Below are 3,863 nucleotides of genomic sequence, written 5' to 3' on the forward strand. Positions count from 1 at the left end.
GCTCGGATCCGTTCATTGGACATTGATGAGCTGAATGTGCGGCGGTTGCGTGTCGGCGAGCGAATTATGGCGGATCAATTGACGGCGGATGGGAAAGAAGCGCGGCGCAGTTGAAACGTTCTCGCTTGGTTGGAAGGATGACATCAGGGCCTTGACTCGGCGTCCTAACTACAACACGCTGCGTGAGATAAGGCAATTGATAAGGAGATGGCCCGGCTCATGGTTCAAAGATGAAAGCGGCACAATAAATTGCTGAATTTCGCGCAGAACGACTATGAGATTTAGGGGTTTTCCGCGTATCAATCGCTATAGAAACGCGACAACGTATGATCAGAGCAAGCAATGGAAACATTGTGGATGCATAGCGGAAACGTTATCCAAGCATAATGTAAAAATTGCATGTTCGAAGGAGCTCCGTCCTTGAAAAGGGACGGAGCTTTTTTATGGACCAACCGGTCAGTTTCATAACCCCGGCAGCTATTCTTCACGACCTGCTCCGATGAGATTCTATAGAGAAGACATCATCCGGCAAGGATGGGTTATTCTTGTTTCATCCGGTTTCCGGTAAGCATTTGATAGGCCTGCTGCACGGAATCGACAGGACTTACCTGCATAAGAAACGGTGTTTGCCAATCCGTCTCAGTCGGATCGAATTCATCGGGAACGAGGACGTGCCGGATATGCGCCGCATGAGCAGCGGCAAGTTTCTGGGAGAGGCTGCCGGCTTTGCTGATGCGCCCATCCGGGGCAATTCCACCGGTAATAATGATGTCTTTTTTGATCGGATCCCGCTTAGCAAGGGCCACCACCGTGATGCACACCATGGCGGATAAGCTGTCGCCGTAGATGGTGACGCGATCGGGAACAGATATCATCACGGTCCAGGTGTCAGTAGAGAGATCGGCCGCCAGGGCGGCGCGGTAGATGGCTTGCTGAACCGATGTCTGAGCCTTTCGGGACAACTTGCCTGGACCGCGGGTAAACGAGACCATCAATCCCGTGTGATCGGTTCGCTCTTGGAACGTAAGCGTGAGACGGGTAACCGTTCCAAGTGGCTGACCGTCACCCGAGAGCGTAACCCCCAAGATCGGAATGGTTCGCATATGCGAAGAGACTCCCTCTCCATTGGAGGCGAAAGGCTCCCCGCACAATGCGAAGAACAGAAGCAACGCGGTGGCACCGATGCCGTACCCGGGTATTACCGAGCGATGCAACGCGCGACGTTTTATAGGCTCCTTTACGCTGCGGCATTTGCCTTCCTCGATCCCATGAATACCGGACTGCGTCCTTCTTAGGTCGGTGTTTGTCCCAACATTATATATTGCCGTCGCATAGTCCCCCGTCAAATTTTGCGACCCCGCATACCCAGCGCTACGCGGCACAACATTGCACTGTTATTCATGCAGCTTGTCGATTCTCCGACGTCTCGCCGGCGGTCTGTTGTCGCTCGGTTGCCGCATGTTCGATTTCAGCGTTGATTTCACCGCCAAGAAGCAGCACCATTCCACTCCAATAGAACCACAGCATCAGGACGATGACGCCGGCGATGGATCCATAGACCTTGTTGTAGTCGCCGAAATTATCCACATACACCTTGAACCCCATCGATACGACCAGCCACATCACCACGGCAAAGACCGATCCCGGAGACACCCATCGCCAGTCTTGGTGGATATCCGGACACACGTAATAGATCACGCCGACGACGAACAGCATGACGCCGGCCACGACCGGCCATTGGAGGAGGTTCCACGTCAGGGTGAATACCCGTCCCAATCCCACTAAATCGGCGATCCACGCGCCGATACTTGGTCCATACAGCACAAGGGTCAAGGACAGGATGACAAACCCGGCTAATCCGACGGTGAGCGCGATTGCCGTGAGGCGCACCCGCCAAAACGGGCGGCTATCCGTCTTGACTCCATACACTACGTTCAACGCGTCCATGATCGCCGTCATCCCGCTCGACGATGCCCACAGCGCGCCCAATCCGCCGAGCGAAAGTATATTGGTGCCGCTGCCCTCCGTGACTTGTCGCAAGAACCGTTCGACCATGGAGAGGGCGTCATTCGGCAAAACCTGACGCAAGTAGCCCATCAGTTGAGGCATATAATTTTCCACCGAGAAGACTCCCATCAGCGCGGTAAGGAAGATCAGGGCGGGAAACAACGCCAGGAGGACATAGTAGGACAGCTGCGCGGCGCGACCCAGCAGCTCATCGCTGAGACTTTCACGCCACAGTCTCCGGCTCAGCTCTCGGAGCGACAATCCACCCAGTTTCCAGGGATTGTACGCGGGCGATGGGCTGGTGAGCGATGATTCAGCCGATGTCCGACTCATGCCGCCCCTTCAAAGCCAGGTAAGATCGCGTTAAAAAAAGCATTCTGTACGAGTTTGACGATAATTTGCCATGTATTGGCCTGAGGATTCTCGACTCGTCCCGACATATCACTTTGTGTCGCGACTTCATCGCGCGGCGTATTCTCCAGCAACGACATGACTCCATCGACAACCGCCTTGTATATCTTGTTGGACAGGGCCTTGTCTTGGTCCTTTTTCGGATCATAGACGTCAACATCCCGGAGCATCGGTTTGACGTACCCGTCGATGCGGTTATTTTTCACCGCCAGTTCGCTGAACAGCGCAAACTTTCCACGGTACGCATCCATATTGCCATAGGCGCGCATGACGTCGTTGAACGCGGTCAGGTCGGTTTTGATGATCTTGACCGCCAGGTCAAAATCAGGGCGCGGCTTCTCAGGCCGAAAGGTCCCTGTGACGACCGTCGGGCCGCTGCCCATGAATTTGCCTGTGATCTTCACGACGCCGGTGCCTTCCTCCAGCCGATTACTGAAGTTGTCCACATCCGCGTTGATATCCGTCAGGAACAGGCGATAGTCCGGATCGGTCGCCCGATTGAGGAATCCCGCCTCGCTGTTGAGTATTTTCCCGTGGCCGATTTTGAAGATGAACGACGGATCGCGGTGAGCCTTTGCCGTCTGCTCCGCTCCCCGCTCGAGTTGACGCCGCTGTTTGGATTCGGTCTCTTGTTTATACACATAGGCAATCTTGGCGCCTTCCAGCACAAACGATTCAAGTGCAAGAACCGTCTGCTTCTCATGCATGACTCGGCCCGTCGCGCTGAAGGTCCCCTCCTTCATAACCAGATTGTAGTCCCCGACAATGGGCTTCAAATCGGCAATGCGCAGCCCGCTCAACTTGACGGAGGCATCGACCGAGGGAAGCGGCCTGGCCAGTGGATCCGCCCGGCCGCTGAACTCCAGGGGCGCGGTATCGAACACTCTGCTGCGCATGCGTAATTCAGAGGGGTGGGATTGCGCGTCTTCCGGACGATTCGTAAGATTGCGCGCCTCAATGTCCAGCGCCGTCATCCGGATCGGATCGGCATTAGGCTGCGCGGCATACCTGACCTCCCCGTTCTTGATGAAAAGGGCCGCTTCGAAGGGCATCATGTCCCGGACTTGATCTTGCCAAGGAGGCGCCTGATCGGCTCCTTCGTTCGCCTTCGTGTTCACCTTTGCCGACGCGGTTTCGATTTGCTGCCGCGTGGCCGAGAAAACTGGATCGCTCAGTTGAATAGTGGCGGACACTTTGCCGGCCAACAGGGGGGCGAATTGGGCATCCAGCACGATTTCAGGGACCTCGGCCAGCGGAGGATCCGGATGCGCCTCTTGTCGCACCACCACATTTTCCAAGTCCACAGATAGGGCAAGCGGATGTAGGTCGAGTGTGCCGATCTGGATGCTGTATCCTTCCACCACTTCGTTGGCCGATCGTTCCGCATAGCGACGAAGCGGTTCATCCGCGAAAAACGCGGCCGTTAAAAGAATCACCGTTAGAAC

3 protein-coding genes are annotated in these 3,863 nt (G+C 55.5%); all 3 read right to left on the reverse strand.

Features of this window, described 5'->3' with window-relative positions:
* Positions 1-539: 539 nt before the first annotated feature.
* Positions 540-1,103 (reverse strand): S16 family serine protease, encoded by a 564-nt coding sequence (locus ACOSYY_RS11775; RefSeq protein WP_421662582.1) that lies wholly within the window; start codon positions 1,101-1,103, stop codon positions 540-542.
* A gap of 295 nt (positions 1,104-1,398) precedes the next feature.
* Positions 1,399-2,340: a YihY/virulence factor BrkB family protein gene (locus ACOSYY_RS11780; protein ID WP_421662583.1), complete on the reverse strand. Its 942-nt coding sequence runs from the start codon at positions 2,338-2,340 to the stop codon at positions 1,399-1,401.
* Positions 2,337-3,863: DUF748 domain-containing protein (locus tag ACOSYY_RS11785; protein ID WP_421662584.1), on the reverse strand; the 1,527-nt coding region annotated here is incomplete at its 5' end. The genes ACOSYY_RS11780 and ACOSYY_RS11785, both read right to left, overlap by 4 nt.

It is taken from the genome of Nitrospira sp. BLG_2 (genome assembly GCF_049222245.1).

Excerpts from the sequence above, each read along its gene's own strand:
- ACOSYY_RS11775 (WP_421662582.1), bottom strand. The coding sequence starts at position 1,103 with ATGCGAACCATTCCGATCTTGGGGGTTACGCTCTCGGGTGACGGTCAG.
- ACOSYY_RS11780 (WP_421662583.1), bottom strand. The coding sequence starts at position 2,340 with ATGAGTCGGACATCGGCTGAATCATCGCTCACCAGCCCATCGCCCGCG.